Genomic DNA, 19,328 nt, shown 5'->3' with positions numbered 1-19,328 from the left:
GCTTGGCGTGCCTTCAAACAAGCTGTAAGCGCTTGGACCATGACCGACATCCACCGCCCCGTCATCGAACTGCTGATCGCGGCCCCGCGCGGCTTCTGCGCCGGCGTCGACCGCGCCATCCAGATCGTCGAGCTGGCCATCCAGAAGCACGGCGCGCCGGTCTATGTCCGGCACGAAATCGTCCACAACAAGTTCGTCGTGGACTCGCTGCGGGCGAAAGGTGCGGTGTTCGTCGAGGAACTCGATCAGGTGCCCGACGGCGTGCCGGTCGTCTTCTCCGCACACGGCGTACCCAAATCGGTCCCCGCCGCCGCCAGCCAACGCGGGCTCGAATATCTCGACGCCACCTGCCCGCTGGTGTCGAAGGTCCATCGCCAGGCGGAACGGCTGGTCGCCAGCGGCCGCCACATCCTGTTCGTCGGCCATGCCGGCCACCCCGAAGTCATCGGCACCTTCGGCCAGGTGCCCGCGGGTCAGATGACGCTCATCGAAACGGTCGAGGACGTAGCCGCGCTCCAGCCCGCCGATCCCGACAACCTCGCCTTCCTGACGCAGACGACGCTGTCGGTCGACGATACCCGCGCCATCGTCGAGGCGACGATCGCGCGTTTCCCGACCATCGTCGCGCCGAAGGCCGACGATATCTGCTATGCCACGTCGAACCGGCAGAATGCGGTGAAGGCGATCGCGCAGAGCTGCGACATGATGCTGGTGATCGGCGCGCCCAATTCGTCGAACTCGGTCCGACTGGTCGAGGTCGCCGAGCGCGAGGGCACGCGCGCGCGCCTGATCCAGCGCGCGGCCGAGCTCGATTTCGAATGGCTCGATGGAGTCGGCACGCTCGGCATCACCGCCGGCGCCTCGGCCCCCGAAGTGCTGGTCCGCGAACTGGTCGACCGCATCGCCGAGCGGTTCGAAGTGACCGAGCGCGAGGTCGAGATGACGCGCGAGACGATCGCGTTCAAGCTGCCGCGCGGTCTCGAAGCCGCCTGATGGCCGTCTATACGCAGGTGTCGGCGGAGGCGCTCGCGCGCTTCCTGTCCGCTTACGACCATGGCGAACTGATCTCGGCCAAGGGCATTGCTGAGGGGGTCGAGAACAGCAACTATCTGGTCGACACCACCACCGGCCGTTTCATCCTAACGCTGTACGAGAAACGGGTCGATCTCGCCGACCTGCCCTTCTTCTTCGCGATGACCGACGCGCTGGCGGACGCGGGCAATCCGGTGCCCCGCGCGCTGCCCGATCGCGCGGGACAGGTGATCCAGACGCTGGAGGGGCGCCCCGCCTGTCTGATCGAATTCCTGTCGGGCGTCTCGGTCAGCCATCCGACCGCCGGACAGGCGCACGCCGCCGGTGCGGCACTGGGCGCGCTGCATCGCGGTCTTGCCGGCTTCGCGCCGAAGCGCGCCAATTCGATGGGCGTCGCGGCATGGCCGAAGCTGTTCGCCGATTGCGCGCCGCAACTCGATTCGATTCAGGCAGGGCTGCGCGCACGGGTCGGCTCGGCGCTCGACAGGGTCGTCGCGGCTTGGCCCACCGATCTGCCGACCGGCGCGATCCATGCCGATCTCTTTCCCGACAACGTCCTGATGCTCGGCGACCGCGTCACCGGCCTGATCGACTTCTATTTCGCCTGCACCGACATCATCGCCTATGACGTGGCGATCACCCATTCGGCATGGAGCTTCGATGCGAAGGGCGAACCGCTCGACCCGGCGATCGGACAGGCGCTGCTGGCGGGGTACCGGACGCAGGCGACGCTCTCCGACGCGGAAGTCGCCGCGCTGCCGCTGCTGGCCAAGGGTGCCTGTATCCGCTTCCTGCTGACCCGCGCATGGGACTGGATCAACACGCCCGCCGACGCGCTGGTGACGCGCAAGGACCCGCTTGCCTATCTGCGCCGGCTCGACTGGTACGACGCGAACCCGAACGCCTTCGCATGACCGACACCGCCGAACTCCCCCGCGTGGAAATCGCGACCGATGGCGCGTGCAAGGGCAATCCGGGGCGCGGCGGCTGGGGCGCAGTGCTGCGCGCTGCGGACGGCCGCGAACGCGAATTGTCGGGCGGGGAGAAGGTCACCACCAACAACCGCATGGAATTGATGGCCGCGATCGAAGGGCTCAAGGCGCTTAAGCGCCCGTGCCGCGTGATCCTGTCGACCGACAGCCGTTATGTGATGGACGGCCTGACCAAATGGATCAAAGGCTGGCAGAAGAATGGCTGGAAGACCGCCGCGAAACAGCCGGTCAAGAACGCCGAACTGTGGCAGGAACTGCTCGCCGCCGCCAAGCCGCACCGCATCGAATGGGTGTGGGTGAAGGGCCATGCCGGTCACCCCGATAACGAGCGCGCCGACAAGCTCGCCAGCGATGCGGCACTGACCCAATGATCCCCCGCGTCCTGATCGACACCGCCCAGGTGCCCGGCGACAATGTCGAACTGCGCCTCGTCCAGCGCGGCGACGATTTCATGATCGTCCTCGACCGCAACGAATTGATGAGCAGCCGCATGTCGGCGTCGGAGGAGGCGCTGGCCGATCTCGGCTGCGCGCATCTGAAGGGACGGAAAGGCGCACGCGTGCTGATCGGCGGCCTCGGCATGGGCTTTACCCTGCGCCGTGCGCTCAGGATTCTGCCCGCCGATGCCGAGGTGGTGGTCGCCGAACTGGTGCCCAAGATCGTCGAATGGGCGCGCGGGCCGCTGGCGCATATCTTCGATGGCTGCCTCGACGATCCGCGCGTGCGGATCGCGGTCGGCGATGTGGCATGGGCGATCGAGGAGGGCGGCTGGGATGCGATCCTGCTCGACGTCGACAACGGTCCTGACGGGCTGACCCATGCCGGCAACGACAAGCTGTATTCGACGCGCGGGTTGCAGGTCACGAAGCGTTCGCTCCGGGTCGGTGGCGTGCTGGCGATCTGGTCGGCCTATGCCGATGCGGCGTTCACCAAGCGGTTGAAGGATAGCGGCTATGCGGTGGACGAACAGGTCGTGCGGGCGCGGGGGACCAAGGGCGCGCGGCATGTGATCTGGCTGGCCGGGCGGCGGTAGGGGTTCCTCAACCCTCACCCTCTCCTTCCCCCTCCCCGTTCGGTTCGAGCTTGTCGAGAACGGGGTTCCGCGAGGGCGCCGTGGCAGACCGGCAACCGCCTTCTCCACCGTTCAGTTCGAGCTTGTCGAGAACCCGCCAGCCCCAAACAACCCGTTCTCGACGGACGCTTCTCGACAAGCTCGAAGCTGCTCGAACCGAACGGCGTGGGGGAGGTTGAGACAAAAACCTCAGCCGTTCGTGCTGAGTAGGGACCGAGCTTGTCGAAGGCCCGTATCGAAGCACCTACCCCTTCACGATCCTTCGATACGCCGCTTCGACAGGCTCAGCGGCTACTCAGGACGAACGAGTCGGAGCCTATCCACGACCTCCCCTACCAACAATACCGGGCAAACCCCTTACTCATCCGTCCGTATCTTCACCTTGTTCGGCAGGTCCTTCCCCTTGGTCCGCCGCGAAGGCACCTGCACCGGGTTCTTTTTCTTCCAATCCCCCCAGCGCTTCGGGCCTTCGGGGGTATCGATGATCGTATCGTCGTCCATGCGCGCTATCCAAAACGAAAAGGGGCGGCGGATCAACGACCCGCCGCCCCATTCTTTCCAGCTCGGAAACGATCAGCCGACCGTCCACGCCCCGTCGATCCGTGCCAGCGCACCCTGCTGGTTCCCTTCGCGCAGGGTTTCCGGCAGCAGCGCTTCCGGGAAGTCCTGATAGGACACCGGCCGCAGGAAGCGGTGGATGGCGAGCGTGCCGACCGAGGTCGTGCGCCCGTCCGACGTCGCCGGGAACGGCCCGCCATGGACCATCGCATGGCCCACTTCGACGCCGGTCGGCCAGCCATTGCACAGGATGCGGCCGACGGTGCGTTCCAGCACCGGGATCAGCTTCCGCGCGTCCTCGTAATCGCCCTCGTCGATCTGCAGCGTCGCGGTCAACTGCCCTTCCAGCTTCGAAAGCACCTCGACCAGTTCGTCGGCGCTCGCGCACTTCACGACCATCGACGACATGCCGAACACTTCGTGCGCATGCGCCGGATCGGCGATGAAGTCCTTGCCCGACACGGCGAAGATCGCCGCGCGGCCACGGGTCGGGCCTTCCGGTTCCTGACCTTCGCCGACCAGCGTCACCGCCGGGCTCGACGCCAGCTTGGCGCGGCCTTCCTCATACGCCTTGTGGATGCCGTCGCTCAGCATGACCTGCGCCGGGGTGCCGAGGAGCGCGTCGCCCGCGATGTCGAGGAACGCGTCCAGTTCCGGCCCGTCGATGCCGAGCACCAGACCCGGGTTGGTGCAGAACTGGCCCGCGCCCATGCTGAGCGACCCGACATAGCCCTTGGCCAGCGCTTCGCCGCGGTTCTTGAGCGCTTCGGGCATCAGCACGACCGGGTTGATCGACGACATTTCGGCATAGACCGGAATCGGCTGCGGGCGTTCCTGCGCCACCTTCATCAACGCGGTGCCGCCGCTGCGCGATCCGGTGAAGCCCACCGCCTGCACGCGCGGATCGGCGACCAGCGTCGTGCCGATCACCTGACCCGATCCCGAAACCATCGAGAAGACGCCATCGGGCATGCCGGTCTTTTCGGCCGCGCGGATGATCGCCAGCGCGACCAGTTCGGCGGTGCCCGGATGCGCCTGATGCGCCTTCACGATCACCGGGCAGCCCGCTGCCAGCGCCGACGCGGTGTCGCCACCGGCGGTCGAGAAGGCGAGCGGGAAGTTCGACGCGCCGAACACCACGACCGGGCCGACCGGAATGGTGCGCAGCCGCAGGTCGGGCTTCGGCACCGGGGCACGCGCCGGGTCGGCATGATCGATGCGCAGCTGCTGCCACGCGCCGTCGCGCACTTCCTTGGCGAACAGGCGGAGCTGGCCACAGGTACGGCCACGCTCGCCGGTCAGGCGCGCGGTCGGCAGGCCGGTCTCGCGGCTGCCGCGCTCGATCAATTCGTCGCCCAGCGCCTCGATTTCGTCGGCGATCGCGTCGAGGAAGCCAGCGCGCGCTTCGAGCGGCAGCGCGGCATAGATCGGGAATGCCTCGGCCGCGCGGGCGCAGGCCTCTTCCGCGTCTTCCTTGGTGCCCTTCGAGAAACCTTCGCCGAACAGCGCGCCGGTCGCGGGGTCATAGGCCTGGAACAGATCGTCGCGGGCAACCCGCTTGGACCCCAGGAACAGTTCGCCGGTGATCGTCATGTGCATCCTCTTGGGCTGATAGCGTTGGCGCTGGAGATAGGGATTGATAGCGCTAACGTAAAGTCGACTCGAATATTACTCCGACAATCTATGCGGCGAATAGGCAGCCGGGTCGACCCCCTGCGGCACATCGCAGTGACCAAGCAGCGCCGCGCAGAGCTGTGCTGCGGCCGGCGCGGTCTGAATGCCGAAGCCGCCCTGCCCTGCGCACCAGAAGAGACCGGGAATGTCCCTGTCGAACCCATAGACCGGCAACCGGTCGGGCGCGAAGCTGCGCAAGCCGGCCCAGCGCCGCTCGACCGCCTCGACCCGCCAGTCGACCGCTGCCTCGAACCGGTCGATCGCCAGCGCGACGTCGATCTCCTCGGGCGCGACGTCGTGCGGCCGGTCGGGCGTCTCGTCGTGCGGCGACAGCCACAGCCGCCCACCCGGCTCGGGCTTGAAATAGAAACCGCCCGCCGCGTCGATCACCAGCGGCAGGTCGGGCGATGCCGGCGGATCGACCCGCAGCTGCACCACCGTCCGCCGATAGGGGCGGATGCCGGGCGGCGCCGCCCCGAACAACGCGGCGACGTCGTCCGCCCATGCCCCCGCGGCGTTGACGACGATATCGGCCATGATGGTCCCCGCCGCCGTGTCGAGCTGCCAGCCGTCAGCGACACGCCGAACGCCGGCCAGCCGCGCATCGCACCTTAGCTGCACGCCGCTGCGCCGGGCCTTGGCAAGATAGGCGGCATGCAACGCTCCGACATCGATATCGGCACAGCCAGGCGACCACAGCGCATGCCATTCGCCGCGCAGCCCCGGCACCACGCCATGCGGATCGCGCCGTCCGATCGGTACGCCGCTGTTCGCGAAATCCTGCGCCAGAGCGTCCAGCACCGCCGGATCGCGCGCCAGCAACAACTCGCCCCGCGTTCGCAGGAAACTCCGTTCGGCGAAATCGGCGGGCGGGGCGTGTAGCAGCGGCCCCGACGCCGTCGTCAGCGGCTGGACCAGCGGCCCGCCATAGGTTTCCGACCAGAATGCCGCCGAGCGACCGGTCGCGTGATAGCCCGGCTGCGACTCGGCCTCGCACAGCACCACATCATCGTGCGGCGCCAGTTCGGCAGCGAGGCTCGCTCCGGCCATCCCCGCACCGATGATCGCGACACGGCGCCGCGTCACGCGTGCGTCCGGTGCGGCGCGGGCGCGCGGGCGTCGAGGAAGGTGTCGATCGCCGCAATGGCTTTGCTGCGCACCGGATCGGCCTCGCGCAAAATCTCGTGCGCCGACTCCGCACCGAAGCGCAGCAGTTCGACATCGGGCAATCGCCCGGCAATCTCGATCGCCGCGCGCGGATCGACCAGCGCATCGGTGTCGGCGACCAGCATCTGCACCGGCACCCGCGTTTCCGCCAGCCGCGGATCGCCGCGCAGTTCGCGGGTCGACCGGAACGCATCGATCACCCAGCGCCAGCTCGGCGGGCCGGTATGGTGCGACGGGTTGGCGCTGTGCCACCACAATTCGTCGGCATAGCGCGCCGGGTCGTGCGTCAGCATCGCCTCGCGCGGACGCATGGTGTGCGGGCGTTCATTGCCCTTCCATGCCGGCCTGAACGGGCTGCCCATCGCGCCCAGCACCCGCGCCATCCGCTCGCCGAAGCGCGGCCCGATCGGCGAGCGCAGCCCCAGCATCGGTGCCACCAGCACGCACGCCGCCGGGTCGATCCGCCGTTCTACCACGGCACGCAGCGCCAGATGCCCGCCCATCGAATGGCCGATGATCGCACGCGGCCCAACCGCATCCCACTGGTTCCAGAAGGCGGTCAGATCGTCGAGATAGGTTTCGAACCGGTCGATATCGCCGCAATCGCCCGCCAGCGTGCAGCGGCCCGACCCGCCCTGCCCGCGCCAGTCGAAGGCGGTGATGCTCCACCCGCGGACATGCCAATGGGCGAAGGCCTCCAGATATTTCTCGAACACGTCGCCGCGTCCGGTCTGGAACAGCAGCGACCCGCGCGGGCGGACATTGGCCGGCGCACCCCAGTCGAACCGGCGATGCGCCCAGCCATCGGGGGCATGCCATGTCGTAATGGCGGCGGCGGCGGGAATCGCGCGACGATACAGGGCGTGGGCGGCCATGGGTTCGGTTACGGTTTCGCAACCCCTTACGTCTAGTCTTAACGACATGGGGGGAAATCTCGTTCCGTGGCTGGCCTTCGCGCTCGTCCTGCTGCTGGCCGCGGCGGGAATCGAGGATGCGCGCACCCGCGAAATCGCCAATTGGAAGAATGCGGCGATCGCGCTGCTCGCGCCCCTGTGGTGGTGGGGCAACGACCTGTCCGGCATCGACATGGCGTGGCAGGCGGGTGTGGCGCTCGCCGTCTTCGTCCTGTTCGTCGCGGCCTATGCCGCCGGACAGATGGGCGGCGGCGACGTGAAGCTGATCGGCGCGCTGGCGCTGTGGCTGCCGCCGGGTGCCGTGCTGTCGATGCTGCTGGTCATGTCGCTGCTCGGCGGTGCGCTGACGATCCTGTTCCTGATCGATCGCTGGTGGCGTCGCGACCGCCAACTACCGGAAATTCCCTACGGTATCGCCATCGCCCTAGCGGGCATGCTGGCAGTTGCCAACCCGATCTTAACCCATTCCGGTCATCTTTGACCACGAATCAAACCGGCCAGACGAACTGAAAGGCCAACGAGGTCATGGACTCACGCAAATTGTTCCTGTTGGCCGGCGCACTGGTCATCGCCGCGCTGACGGCGTTGATGGCGCGCAGCCTGATGGCCGGGGCAGCGGCACCGGTCGCGGCTGCGAACACGCCTGCCGAAGCGCCGATCGATGGACCCCGCGTACTGGTCGCGACCAAGGCGCTGCCGGTCGGCACGATCATCGATGCCGCCGCGCTGCGGTTTCAGCCTTGGCCGAAGGAACTGGTCGAGAACGCCTATTTCCTCGAATCCTCGCCCGAATCGCGCAGCCTGGTCGGCACCGTCGTCCGCTTCGCGATCCCCGCCGGACAGCCGATCACCCAGGGCTCGCTGGTGAAGCCCGGCGACCGCGGCTTCCTGGCGGCGGCGCTCGGCCCGGGCATGCGCGCGGTGACCGTCCCGGTATCGGCGCAGAGCGCGGTCGCGGGCTTCGTCTTTCCGGGCGACCGCGTCGACCTCGTGCTGACCCAGACCGTGGAGGGCGGCGGCGACGGTCCGCCGCTGAAGGCGTCCGAGACGTTCCTGCGCAACCTGCGCGTGCTCGCGACCGACCAGCGCACCGACAAGAACAGCGACGATCAGGGCCAAACCGTCGTATCGACCTATTCGACCGTCACCGTCGAGGCGACGCCGCGCATCGCCGAAAAGATCGCGGTCGCGCAGACCGTGGGCACGCTGTCGCTGTCGCTACGCTCGATCGCCGACAACAAGTCCGAACTGGAGGAAGCGATCGCCAGCGGCGACGTCCAGCTGCCCGCCAATGGCGATGCGAAAGCGGAAAAGGCCGCGCTCGACCGGATCGCCAGCCGCCCGCTCGATGGCCCATCGACCTTTTCGACCGGCGCCGACGTATCGCGGTTCCAGCGCAGCTCGGTCCCCGGCAAGGGCACCGACAATGCCGACCGCTCCAGCGTCGGCACCATGACGCTTCCGGGCGCTCCCGCGCCCGGCGCGCCGCCCGCGCGCGCCGCTCCGCGCGGTCCGATGGTGCGGATCACCCGCGGCAACGATGTGACCGACCTGTCGGTCGGGGGGAACAAGTAATGCCTGTCATCTGCCTGTTCCAGCGATCGCTGGCTGCGACGCTGTCGATCGCGCTGGTCGCCGGACCCGCGCTGCCCGCCGCTGCCGCTCCGGCACCCGATGCGCGCAGCGTCCGTGCCGCCCGCATCGGCACGCCCGCCGCCGGCACGCAACGGCCGACCACCGACGTACAACTCTCGATCGGCCAGGGTGAACTCATTACCCTTCCCGGTAGCGTCGTCGACATATGGGTCTCCAACCCAACCGTCGCCGACGTGTATGTCGGCAACCCGCGCCAGATCCACCTGTTCGGCAAGGCCGATGGCGAGGCGACGGTCTTCGCCACCAGCGCCAGCGGTGCGGTCGTCTATTCGGCCAATGTCCGCGTCGGCCAGAACCTGACCTCGCTCGACCGGATGCTCAAGGCGGCGATGCCCGAGGCCGATATCCGCGTGACCACCGTCGGCCAGCTTGCGGTGCTGAACGGCACCATCGCCTCGCCCGCCGACAGTGCGCAGGCCGAGCGGCTGGTGCTGACCCTGCTCAACCCGGGCGTATCGACCTCCGATCCGAACGCGGTGCTGAAGGTCGGCGTCGTCAACCGGCTGAAGCTGGCGACCCCGTTGCAGGTCAATCTGCAAGTTCGCATCGCCGAGGTCAGCCGCAGTTTCGTCAAGAATATCGGTGTCAACCTGACCTCCCGCGACAGTTCGGGCGGGATCCTGTTCGGCGTTGCCCAAGGGCGGCAGGGGACGATCACGACCGTGCCGGGCACGCCGACCAACACCGGACCGGTCGACGTCAACGGCGCGCGTCCCGGCAGCACGCTGTTCGGCTTCCCGAGCAAGGGCGCGACCGGCACCACCCTGGGCCTCGCCGGCCGTCTCCTCGGTCTCGAACTGCTCGGCGCGCTCGACCTTGGCGAACGGATCGGACAGGTGACGACGCTCGCCAATCCGAACCTGACCGCCCTGTCGGGGGAAACCGGATCGTTCCTCGCCGGCGGTGAGATCCCCATTCCGATCGCCCAGGGACTGGGTGCGGTATCGGTCGAATACAAGCAATATGGCGTCAGCCTCGCCTACACCCCGACCGTCCTGTCCGATGGCCGCATCTCGCTGCGCGTCCGGCCCGAAGTGTCGCAGCTCTCGGCCGCCGGGTCGGTGCAGCTGAACGGTACGACCATCCCGGCGCTCAGCACCCGCCGCGCCGAAACCACGGTCGAACTGGGGTCGGGACAGAGCATGATGATCGGCGGCCTGCTGTCCAACAGCCATGACAATTCGATCGAGAAGGCGCCGGGCCTCGGCGATCTGCCGATCCTGGGTTCGCTGTTCCGTTCGAACGGCTTCAGCCGCAACGAAACCGAACTCGTCATCGTCATCACCCCCTATCTGGTGAAGCCGGTCGACAGCCAGTCGCGAATCGCGCTGCCGACCGATGCCTATTCCAGCCCCGGCGACATCGAACGCGTGCTGTTGGGACAGTTGCAGGGACAGCGTCGCCCGGATCCGCGTCCGGTGCCGACCATGGCGCCACAGGCCCCCGCGCGTCCGGCGATCGGCCTGACCGCACCGGTGCCGGTCGCGCCCGCCGCCGAGACCGGCGACACCGTCCCGCCCGCCCCGCGCAAGGGCAGCCGCAAGGCCGAACCGGTCGCCCCCGGCTTCAGCATTCAGTGAGGCACGCTTCGATGACCCTCCTCCGCATCCTCGCACTCGGCACCGCCATCGCCGTCGCCGGCTGTTCCGGCACCGTCAATCGCGGCGTCGAATCGGTGCATCAGCCGGTGGTGACGCGCGCCGCCTATGCCTTCGACGTCGCCGCCGGTCCCGGCGGCCTCGCCCCTGGCGAACGTGCCCGCCTCGCCGGCTGGCTGGAAACGATGCGCCTGCGCTATGGCGACGAGATCGGCATCGATGGCGGTGACGGCGCGGTACAGGCCGACGTCGCGGCGGAGGCCGCGCGGGTCGGGCTGTTGCTGGCCGACAGCGTTCCCCCGACGCCGGGCGCGATCGCGCCGGGCACCGTGCGTGTCGTCGTATCGCGCATGACGGCGTCGGTACCGGGCTGCCCCGACAACTCGCGTACCTATCAGCCGAATTTCGACGCCCATACCTCGTCCGATTTCGGCTGCGCCATCAATGCCAACCTCGCCGCGATGGTCGCCCGCCCCGGCGACCTCGTCCTGGGGCAATCGGCGCCGGGCACCACCGACACGATGGTCAACAGCAAGGCGGTCGGTGCACTGCGCCGCGCCGCGCCCAGCGGCAACGGCGGACAGGTCAGCAACAGCGTCGGCAGCGCCAACAGCGCCGGCGGCAGCGGCAGCAGCGGATCGGGTGGGAGCAGCAACTGATGAACGCACCCTTCTCCCTCGGCAAGACGACACAGCGCGAACCGTTCGTCGCCTTTGTCTGCGACGAATTTTCCGCCGACACGCTGCGTACCGTCGCCAGCGAACATGGCTGGCCGATCGAAAAGGTCCTGAAAGGCGGCCTTCGCAACGCGGTGCAGACGCTGGCGGTCTCGACCAGCCCCAACGTCCTGTTCGTCGACCTGTCCGAATCGGGCGATCCGCTGAACGACATCAACGGTCTGGCCGAGGTGTGCGAACCCGGCACGATCGTGATCGCCACCGGCCAGGTCAACGACGTCCGCCTGTACCGCGACCTCGTCGCCAGCGGCATCCACGATTATCTGCTGAAGCCGCTGCATCCCGACATGGTGCGCGATTCGATCCTGCAGGCGCATGCGCTGCTCAACGCGCCGAAGGCGGTCGAAGCGACCGTCGAACGCCCGCACTGCGCGACGGCGGTCATCGGCACGCGCGGCGGTGCGGGTGCATCGACCGTGGCGACATCGCTCGCGTGGCTGATGGGCGAGCAGGAAAAGCGGAGCACTGCGCTCCTCGACCTCGACGTGCATTTCGGCACCGGCGCGCTGGCGCTCGACCTCGAACCCGGCCGCGGTCTCACCGACGCGATCGAAAATCCCAGCCGCATCGACGGGCTGTTCATCGAACGCGCGATGGTGCGCGCGGGCGAGCGGTTGTCGGTGCTGTCCGCCGAAGCGCCGATCAACGCCCCGATCGAAACCGATGGCAGCGCCTTCTACCAGTTGCAGGAGGAGATGCGGAACGCGTTCGAATGCACGATCGTCGACCTACCGCGGACGATGCTGGTCAATCATCCGCATCTGATTGAGGAAGTGCAGACCGCGGTCATCGTTACCGAAATGACGCTGGCGGCGGCACGCGACACCATCCGGCTGCTGTCGTGGTTCCGCTCCAACGCCCCGCATGTAAAGGTCGTGCTGTTCGCCAACCGCGTCCATCCCGCGGGCGCGCAGGAGATCAGCCGCAAGGATTTCGAAGGGTCGATCGAACGCAAGCTCGACTTCGCCATGGCGTTCGACGGCAAGCTGGCGGCACAGTCGGCCAAGCTCGGCAAGCCGCTGGCCGAAGCGGCGAAGGGCAATCGCGCCATCGCGCCGCTGGCCGATCTGGCGCGCCATTTGTGCCGCCTGACCGAGGACCAGGACGACGGTGCCGCCGCCGACTCCGGCAAGGGTGGAACATCGCTGGTCGGCAAGCTCGCCAAGCTGCGCGCGCGCCTGCCGGTCAAGGCGAAGAAATAGGGGCGCGGGCGCGGCGATGGCGATCCTGCCGATCCTGCTCCTGGGCATGGGCGCGCTGCTCGCACTGGCGATGCTCGCGCTCGCCTTTTCGGGTCCGTCGGGCGAACGCGCCCGCAACCGCCGGCTGCTCGCCGTGCGCGAACGCCATTCCTCCTCCGCCAGCACGACGGCGATGGAGGCGCAGATGCGCCGCATCGGCAACCGCAATACGACGCGCGGCGACCGTGCCGCCGCCCGGCTGCTTCCCAATGTCGAACGTCTGCAACTGCGGCTGCAACGTACCGGCCGCAACTGGACCCTCGCCCAATATGGGCAGGCGACGCTGGGTGTGACCATCATCCTGTTCGGATATCTGTGGTTTGAAGGGCTGCCGCTCCTGTTGGCGCTGCTGATGGCGCTGTCGGTCGGGCTCGGCCTGCCGCATCTTGTCGTCAGCTACTTCATCAAGCGCCGCATCACCCGCTTCACCGCGAAATTCCCCGACGCGATCGAACTGCTGGTCCGGGGACTGCGCTCCGGCCTGCCGATCACCGAGACGATCACCGTCGTCGGTCAGGAGATCGATGGGCCGGTCGGGGAGGAATTCCGCATGGTCAGCGACCGGATGAAGATTGGCCGCACGCTCGACACCGCGTTGCAGGAAACCGCCGACCGGCTCGGCACGCCCGAATTCCAGTTCTTCATGATAACCATCGCCATCCAGCGCGAAACCGGCGGCAACCTTGCCGAAACGCTCGCCAATCTCGCCGACGTGCTGCGCAAGCGCGCGCAGATGAAGCTGAAGATCAAGGCAATGTCGTCCGAATCCAAGGCGTCGGCCTATATCGTCGGCTCGCTGCCGTTCATCGTCTTCGCACTGATCTGGACCATCAACGGCCGCTACATGCAAAGCTTCTTCGTCGATCCGCGGCTGATGATGATCGGCGCGGGCGGCGTGCTGTGGATGGCGATCGGCGCGTTCATCATGTCCAGAATGGTCAATTTCGAGATTTGATGCGATGCTGACTGGCCCCGCCTCGTCCATATTCGGTTTCGACGCCGCCAGCGTCGCGACGATCCTGTCGGGCATCGCCGTCCTGTCGATGCTGGTCGCCATCTATGTCGCGACATCGGTTCGCGATCCGATGGCCCGCCGGGTCAAGGCGTTGAACGACCGTCGCGAACAGCTCAAGGCCGGCATCACCGCCTCGACCAGCAAGCGCCGCGCCAAGCTGGTGCAGAAGAACGAGGCGACCGACCGCATCCGCGAACTGCTCGTCTCGATGAAGGTGTTGCAGGATTCGCAGCTCAAGGCGGCGCAACTGAAACTGATGCAGGCCGGCATCCGGTCGAAGGACTGGGCGGTCGCCGTCATCTTCGGCCGGCTGATGCTGCCAATCCTGTTCGGCCTGCCGATGATCTACATCGTCTATGGCACCGACAGTTTCGCCGACTGGTCACCGCTCAAGGCCTATGCCCTCGTCGCCGGCACGCTGATCCTGAGCTACAAGGCGCCGGATATCTATCTCAAGAACCGGATCACCAAACGTTCGGACGCGATCCGCAAAGGTCTGCCCGACGCGATCGACCTGCTGGTCATCTGTGCCGAGGCCGGGTTGACCGTCGATGCCGCCTTCACCCGCGTCTCGCGCGAACTGGGCCGTGCCTATCCCGAACTGGGCGAGGAATTCTCGCTTACCGCGATTGAACTGGGATTCCTGACCGAACGGCGCCAGGCGTTCGAAAACCTTGCGCTGCGCATCAATCTGGATGCGGTGAGGGGCGTGGTGACGACCATGATCCAGACCGAGAAATACGGCACCCCGCTCGCCAGCGCGCTGCGCGTCCTTTCCGCCGAATTCCGCAACGAGCGCATGATGCGCGCCGAAGAGAAGGCGGCCCGCCTGCCCGCGATCATGACCGTACCGCTGATCCTGTTCATCCTGCCGACGCTGTTCGTCGTCATCCTCGGCCCCGCCGCCTGCAGCATCAGCGACGCGTTCAGCAAATAGCGCGGCCGGGCGGCGGCGGAACGCCGCCCCCGCCCGACCGTTGTCGCCCCGTAATCACCGAAGGGGCCCGCACATGCTGTTCCAGACGCCGACCCAATTCGCGGTTCTCGCGCTTGTCCTCCTCGCCGGCTGGTTCTTCGGCCTCGCGTCCTCTTCGGGCGGCAAGAAATGGAAGCAGCGTTTCCGTGACGAGGAAGCCGCGCACAAGGCGTATCGCGCCGAGGTCGCGAACGACGTGAAGACCCGCGATGCCCGGTTGCAGGAGGTCGAGGCGGAACGCGACCGTCTGCTGAAGGAACGCACCACCGCGACGACTGCCTCCACCGCCGCAGCGGCGACCGGGGTGGCGGCGAGCACCGGCCATGGCAGCGGCTTCTTCGGCTGGGGCCGCGACAATCTGTCGCGTATCCGGGGCATCGACGCCGATCTCGAACACGCCCTCGGCCAGCGCGGCATCAAGACCTATCGCGCGATCGAGGGATTGAGCGAAGCCGACGAACGCGCGCTGGAGGATGATCTGCGCCTGCGCCCCGGCACCATCGACGCCGAACATTGGCGCGAACAGGCGGCGATGCTGCGCGAAGGGCGCGACGACGATCACCATGGCCGCTGGGGTTAAGGCGTAGCGACTGGAATATCATCGGTCGGCTTACGACTGGTCCGGCGTCGCGCAGTTCGACGCGGCCATCGCCTCGCGCGCGTCATAGGCCTGCTGGGCAGCCGTCACCGCGCCGATGCGTTGTTCGGACCAGGTCATCAACGCCCGCAACGCATCGATCAGTTCGCCGCCCAGCGGCGCGATCGCATAGCTGACGCTGACCGGCTTGGTCGCGATGACATGCCGCGTCACCAGCCCGTCGCGTTCCAGCGTCCGCAACGTCTGGCTCAGCATTTTCTGCGAAACGCCTGCGATCCGCCGCTTCAGGTCGTTGAACCGCCACGGCCGCTCGCCCAGCAACAACAATATCAGCACGCTCCATTTGTCGCCGACCCGGTCGAGCAACAGCCGCGTCGGACAATCGGCGGCGAACACATCGCCCTTCAGAAAGGCGGTTTCCGTCAGGATACCGGGTATCGGAAAAGTACCGTCTTGCGTCATCGGTATCGGCATAGCACCTAGTCGCCATTGGTTACCACTGGAGACTTGATATGAAGGTTGCGGTACTGGGCGCGAGCGGCAATGCGGGATCCGAAATCGTCCGCGAACTGGCACGTCGGGGGCATGAAATCCGCGCGATCGCGCGCAAGCCGGACGCAATCCCCGATCTGCCGCAGGTGACGCGAATGGCGGGCGATGCGCACGATCCCGCGAAGCTCGCGACGTTGATCGCGGGCACCGACGCCGTCATCAGCGCGCTGCATTTCGACGTCACCGCCGACACGTTGCTCACGGCGCTGCGCCAGGCGGGGGTCGGTCGACTGCTCGTTACCGGCGGCGCCGCCAGCCTCGAAGTCGCACCCGGCGTTCGGCTGATCGACTCGCCCGACTTCCCGGCCGAATGGCGCACGTTCGCGATGGGCGGCATCGCCTTTCTCGACGCGCTGCGCTCGGTCGAGGATATCGACTGGACCTTCTTCTCGCCCGCCGCGCTGTTCGAGGCGGGCGAGCGCACCGGCCAGTACCGGCTCGGTACCGATACCCTGCTCGCCGACGATGCCGGGGTCAGCCGGATCAGCTTCGCCGACTATGCCATTGCAATGGTCGACGAACTGGAGGCGCATCGCCACCCCCGCGCCCGGTTCACCGCCGCCTATTGAAGTTGCCACCCGCCCCGGTTCCGGCCGGGGCGGGTAGCGATCAGAACGTCACCCACTCCGGACCGCCGGGGAACACCACATCCTCGACCTTGTCGCCGATCTTGGTGATTGCCAGCAGCAGCGCCAGCACGACGATCAGGTCGAACACGATCACCGCGCCCCAAACGAACGCCGGGTGAAACGGGCCGATACGGTCATAGCCGTCCTTCGTGACCCGTGCCGCATCGTTCGTCATACGCTTCTCACTTCTGCAACGCGGCCTGCGCCGCCGCCAACCGGGCGATCGGCACGCGGTACGGGCTGGCCGACACATAGTCGAGCCCGACCTTTTCGCAGAAGGCGATCGACGCCGGATCGCCGCCATGTTCGCCGCAAATGCCGAGCTTGATGTCGGGGCGCGTCTTGCGGCCACGCTCGGCGGCCAGTTCGATCAACTCGCCCACGCCCTCGACATCGATCGAGACGAACGGGTCGCGCGCGTAAATGCCCTTTTCGACATAGACGCCGAGGAAGCGGCTGGCATCGTCGCGGCTGACACCCAGCGTCGTCTGGGTCAAATCGTTGGTCCCGAACGAGAAGAACTGCCCGGCCTCGGCAATCTCCCCGGCCTTCAGCGCGGCACGCGGCAGTTCGATCATCGTGCCGACCAGATACTCGATCGTCCGCCCCTTGTCGGCGAACACGGCCTGCGCCGCCTTGTCGACGACCGTCTTCATCAGCTCCAGCTCGCGCTTGGTGCCGACCAGCGGGATCATGACCTCGGGGATCGGGGCCTCGCCCGACTTCTCCGCGACGATCACCGCCGCTTCGAAGATGGCGCGGGCCTGCATCTCGTAGATTTCAGGGTATGTAACGCCCAGCCGGCAGCCGCGATGGCCCAACATCGGGTTGAACTCGTGCAGCTCGGCCGCACGGCGCTTCAACTGCTCGACCTCGATTCCCGCCGCCTGCGCCACTTCGGCGAACTCGGCCTCGGCATGGGGCAGGAATTCGTGCAGCGGCGGGTCGAGCAGGCGGATGGTGCAGGGCAGCCCGACCATCACCTCGAAAATCTCGACGAAATCGCTGCGTTGTTCGGGCAGCAACCGGTCGAGCGCGGCGCGGCGTCCGGCTTCGTCTTCGGCCAGGATCATCTGCCGCACGGCGGTGATCCGCGACTGTTCGAAGAACATATGCTCGGTGCGGCACAGCCCGATGCCCTCCGCGCCGAAATCGCGCGCGGTGCGACAGTCGAGCGGGGTCTCGGCGTTGGTCCGCACCTTCAGGCGGCGAACGCCATCGGCCCATTCCATCAGCGTCCCGAAATCGCCGGCCAGTTCGGGCTGCACCGTCGCGACGGCGCCGGCCATCACTTCGCCGGTCGCGCCGTCGATGGTGACGATATCGCCTTCGCGAATCTCACGCCCCGCGACCTTCATCACGCCCACCTTGGCGTCGATCGAGATCGACCCCGCCCCCGACACGCACGGCCGACCCATGCCGCGTGCGACGACCGCCGCGTGGCTGGTCATCCCGCCACGCGCGGTCAGGATGCCGCGCGCCGCGTGCATGCCGTGAATATCCTCCGGCGACGTTTCGGTGCGGATCAGGATCACCGCATCGCCGGCATTGGCACGCCGTTCCGCCGTATCGCTGTCGAACACCGCGATACCGCTGGCCGCCCCCGGCGAGGCCGGCAGCCCCTTGGTCAGCACGTCGCGCGCCGCATTCGGATCGAGCGTCGGGTGCAGCAGCTGGTCGAGCGCCTGCGGATCGACGCGGGCAATCGCTTCCTCGCGCGAAATCAACCCTTCCTCAGCCATGTCGACCGCGATCTTCAGCGCGGCCTTGGCAGTGCGCTTGCCCGACCGGGTCTGCAGCATCCACAGCTTGCCCTGCTGCACCGTGAATTCGATGTCCTGCATGTCGCGGTAATGCCGCTCCAGCCGGTCGAACACTGCCGCCAGTTCGGCATAGGCGTCGGGCATCGCCTCTTCCATCGACAGCGGCTTGGCGTTCGCCGCCGTCCGCGCCGCGGTGGTCAGATATTGCGGCGTGCGGATCCCCGCGACCACGTCCTCGCCCTGCGCATTGATCAGGAATTCGCCATAATAGGCATTGTCGCCGGTCGACGGATCGCGGGTGAAGGCCACCCCGGTCGCGGAGGTGTCGCCCATATTGCCGAACACCATCGCCTGCACGTTGACCGCCGTGCCCCAGTCGCCCGGGATGTCGTTCAACCGGCGATAGACCTTGGCGCGATCCGCCTGCCATGATCCGAACACCGCGCCGATCGCGCCCCATAGCTGATCGTGTACGTCTTGCGGGAACGGCTTGCCCCACAGTTCGACGACGATGTCCTTGTACTGCGCGACCAGCGCACGCCAGTCGTCGGCGGTCAGGTCGGTGTCGAGATAATAGCCGCGATCTTCCTTCGCGATCTCCAGCGCTTCCTCGAACCGGCCATGGTCGAGTTCGAGCACCACGTCCGAATACATCTGGATGAAGCGGCGATAGCTGTCCCAGGCGAAGCGCGCATCGTCCGACACGGTCGCCAGCCCCTCGACCGTCTGGTCGTTCAGGCCGAGGTTCAGCACCGTGTCCATCATGCCCGGCATCGAAATCCGCGCGCCCGAACGGACCGACACCAGCAGCGGGTCGGTGGCGTCGCCGAAACGCTTGCCGGTGACGCCTTCGATATGGGCGATGCCGGTCTTCACCTCGTCGCGCACGCTTTCCGGGAAGGTCTCGCCCTCCTCGTAATAGCGGGTGCACATCGTCGTCGCGATGGTGAAGCCCGGCGGCACCGGCAATCCGATCGACGCCATTTCGGCAAGGTTCGCGCCCTTGCCGCCCAGCAACACCTTGTCGCCCGATCCGCCGTCCGAAACCCCGCCGCCGAAGCGATAGACATATTGCGTCATTGCTCGTTCCCCATGCTCTCCGCGCGGGTGGTCCCGCGTCGGGGTATCTGATTCGATCGGGCGTCGCCCTTACG

General features: G+C 67.3%; 20 protein-coding genes. 13 read left to right on the top strand and 7 right to left on the bottom strand.

What is annotated here, in order from left to right; translation table 11 throughout:
* Positions 1-39 precede the first annotated feature (39 nt).
* Genes ispH through ACZ1JS_RS01165 form a run of 4 tightly spaced genes read left to right on the top strand, consistent with a single transcriptional unit; the run spans position 40 to position 3,057 of the window.
* Positions 40-993 (top strand): 4-hydroxy-3-methylbut-2-enyl diphosphate reductase, encoded by a 954-nt coding sequence (ispH, locus tag ACZ1JS_RS01180; protein WP_465167342.1) that lies wholly within the window; start codon positions 40-42, stop codon positions 991-993.
* Positions 993-1,946, top strand: coding sequence for a homoserine kinase (gene thrB, locus ACZ1JS_RS01175; RefSeq protein WP_465167341.1), 954 nt, complete (start codon positions 993-995; stop codon positions 1,944-1,946). Before ispH ends, thrB begins: the two co-directional genes overlap by 1 nt.
* Entirely contained in the window at positions 1,943-2,395 is a 453-nt protein-coding gene (gene rnhA, locus ACZ1JS_RS01170; RefSeq protein ID WP_465167340.1) for a ribonuclease HI, read from the top strand. Before thrB ends, rnhA begins: the two co-directional genes overlap by 4 nt.
* Positions 2,392-3,057 (top strand): spermidine synthase family protein, encoded by a 666-nt coding sequence (locus tag ACZ1JS_RS01165; protein ID WP_465167339.1) that lies wholly within the window; start codon positions 2,392-2,394, stop codon positions 3,055-3,057. Before rnhA ends, ACZ1JS_RS01165 begins: the two co-directional genes overlap by 4 nt.
* A gap of 396 nt (positions 3,058-3,453) precedes the next feature.
* On the opposite strand, the gene ACZ1JS_RS01160 is transcribed toward ACZ1JS_RS01165, so the two are convergent.
* The 4 genes from ACZ1JS_RS01160 to ACZ1JS_RS01145 form a co-directional block, all read right to left on the bottom strand.
* Positions 3,454-3,597: a hypothetical protein gene (locus ACZ1JS_RS01160; protein ID WP_162235335.1), complete on the bottom strand. Its 144-nt coding sequence runs from the start codon at positions 3,595-3,597 to the stop codon at positions 3,454-3,456.
* Positions 3,598-3,669: 72 nt separating this feature from the next.
* On the bottom strand, positions 3,670-5,247 hold the full coding sequence (locus tag ACZ1JS_RS01155; protein WP_465167338.1) for an aldehyde dehydrogenase (NADP(+)): 1,578 nt from the start codon (positions 5,245-5,247) through the stop codon (positions 3,670-3,672).
* A gap of 75 nt (positions 5,248-5,322) precedes the next feature.
* Positions 5,323-6,414, bottom strand: a complete 1,092-nt coding sequence (locus ACZ1JS_RS01150) for an NAD(P)/FAD-dependent oxidoreductase (RefSeq protein WP_465167337.1) — start codon at positions 6,412-6,414, stop codon at positions 5,323-5,325.
* Entirely contained in the window at positions 6,411-7,370 is a 960-nt protein-coding gene (locus ACZ1JS_RS01145) for an alpha/beta fold hydrolase (protein WP_465167336.1), read from the bottom strand. Before ACZ1JS_RS01145 ends, ACZ1JS_RS01150 begins: the two co-directional genes overlap by 4 nt.
* A 46-nt stretch (positions 7,371-7,416) precedes the next feature.
* Here ACZ1JS_RS01145 and ACZ1JS_RS01140 point away from each other — a divergent pair, with 46 nt between their 5' ends.
* From ACZ1JS_RS01140 to ACZ1JS_RS01105, 8 genes are all read left to right on the top strand, one after another.
* Entirely contained in the window at positions 7,417-7,890 is a 474-nt protein-coding gene (locus ACZ1JS_RS01140) for an A24 family peptidase (RefSeq protein ID WP_465167335.1), read from the top strand.
* Positions 7,891-7,934: 44 nt separating this feature from the next.
* On the top strand, positions 7,935-8,984 hold the full coding sequence (gene cpaB, locus ACZ1JS_RS01135) for a Flp pilus assembly protein CpaB (protein ID WP_465167334.1): 1,050 nt from the start codon (positions 7,935-7,937) through the stop codon (positions 8,982-8,984).
* Positions 8,984-10,645 carry a type II and III secretion system protein family protein gene (locus ACZ1JS_RS01130; RefSeq protein ID WP_465167333.1) on the top strand — a complete coding sequence of 554 codons (1,662 nt, stop codon included), beginning with the start codon at positions 8,984-8,986 and terminating at the stop codon, positions 10,643-10,645. Before cpaB ends, ACZ1JS_RS01130 begins: the two co-directional genes overlap by 1 nt.
* 11 nt (positions 10,646-10,656) lie before the next feature.
* Positions 10,657-11,322 (top strand): CpaD family pilus assembly lipoprotein, encoded by a 666-nt coding sequence (locus ACZ1JS_RS01125; RefSeq protein ID WP_465167332.1) that lies wholly within the window; start codon positions 10,657-10,659, stop codon positions 11,320-11,322.
* Entirely contained in the window at positions 11,322-12,602 is a 1,281-nt protein-coding gene (locus ACZ1JS_RS01120; RefSeq protein ID WP_465167331.1) for a pilus assembly protein CpaE, read from the top strand. Before ACZ1JS_RS01125 ends, ACZ1JS_RS01120 begins: the two co-directional genes overlap by 1 nt.
* Before the next feature lie 16 nt (positions 12,603-12,618).
* Positions 12,619-13,596 carry a type II secretion system F family protein gene (locus ACZ1JS_RS01115; protein WP_465167330.1) on the top strand — a complete coding sequence of 326 codons (978 nt, stop codon included), beginning with the start codon at positions 12,619-12,621 and terminating at the stop codon, positions 13,594-13,596.
* Between the two features lie 4 nt (positions 13,597-13,600).
* Positions 13,601-14,593: a type II secretion system F family protein gene (locus ACZ1JS_RS01110; protein WP_465167329.1), complete on the top strand. Its 993-nt coding sequence runs from the start codon at positions 13,601-13,603 to the stop codon at positions 14,591-14,593.
* A gap of 73 nt (positions 14,594-14,666) precedes the next feature.
* Complete coding sequence (locus ACZ1JS_RS01105; RefSeq protein ID WP_465167328.1) at positions 14,667-15,212, top strand: hypothetical protein; 546 nt, start codon at positions 14,667-14,669, stop codon at positions 15,210-15,212.
* A gap of 30 nt (positions 15,213-15,242) precedes the next feature.
* Here ACZ1JS_RS01105 and ACZ1JS_RS01100 read toward each other — a convergent pair whose 3' ends face one another.
* Complete coding sequence (locus tag ACZ1JS_RS01100) at positions 15,243-15,692, bottom strand: winged helix-turn-helix transcriptional regulator (RefSeq protein ID WP_465167327.1); 450 nt, start codon at positions 15,690-15,692, stop codon at positions 15,243-15,245.
* 50 nt (positions 15,693-15,742) lie between these two features.
* On the opposite strand from ACZ1JS_RS01100, the gene ACZ1JS_RS01095 reads away from it, so the two are divergent.
* Complete coding sequence (locus ACZ1JS_RS01095; RefSeq protein WP_465167326.1) at positions 15,743-16,351, top strand: NAD(P)-dependent oxidoreductase; 609 nt, start codon at positions 15,743-15,745, stop codon at positions 16,349-16,351.
* Positions 16,352-16,391: 40 nt separating this feature from the next.
* Here ACZ1JS_RS01095 and ACZ1JS_RS01090 read toward each other — a convergent pair whose 3' ends face one another.
* Both ACZ1JS_RS01090 and ppdK read right to left on the bottom strand, forming a co-directional pair.
* A complete protein-coding gene (locus ACZ1JS_RS01090; RefSeq protein ID WP_465167325.1) occupies positions 16,392-16,586 on the bottom strand; it encodes a hypothetical protein in 195 nt (64 codons plus the stop codon).
* A gap of 7 nt (positions 16,587-16,593) precedes the next feature.
* A complete protein-coding gene (gene ppdK / locus ACZ1JS_RS01085; RefSeq protein WP_465167324.1) occupies positions 16,594-19,254 on the bottom strand; it encodes a pyruvate, phosphate dikinase in 2,661 nt (886 codons plus the stop codon).
* Positions 19,255-19,328: the final 74 nt, after the last annotated feature.

It is taken from the genome of Sphingomonas sp. BL-S-05 (assembly GCF_055521695.1).
This window is presented reverse-complemented; position numbering and strand designations above follow the sequence as displayed.